The sequence below is a fragment of the Pseudomonas sp. 10C3 genome, from assembly GCF_036346185.1.
In the GTDB taxonomy this organism is placed as follows: domain Bacteria; phylum Pseudomonadota; class Gammaproteobacteria; order Pseudomonadales; family Pseudomonadaceae; genus Aquipseudomonas.
Map to the genome: position 1 here is coordinate 1 of NZ_JASJVE010000182.1, position 244 is coordinate 244.

Sequence of the window (244 nt, forward strand, 5' to 3'; positions counted from 1 at the left end):
TCGATAACCTGATCTTCGCAATCTCCACGGACCCTTCAGTACGCATCCAGAAACTGAAAAAGAACGAGTGCCAGATCACAGCCTATCCTCGCCCGGCCGATATCAAGCCGCTGGAAGCGGACAAGGACATGAAGATGCCGCACCAGGCCGGCTTCAACCTGGGCTACATCGCCTACAACGTGATGCCTGTGCTCAAGGGCCAGACGACGCCAAACCCGCTGGCTGACCTGCGGGTTCGCCAGGC

Annotated in this window: 1 protein-coding gene; it reads left to right on the plus strand. The window is 58.6% G+C overall.

The window, feature by feature from the left end; all coding sequences use genetic code 11:
• The coding region (locus tag QN399_RS26555; protein ID WP_330201970.1) for an ABC transporter substrate-binding protein at positions 1-244 on the plus strand (244 nt) is incomplete at both ends.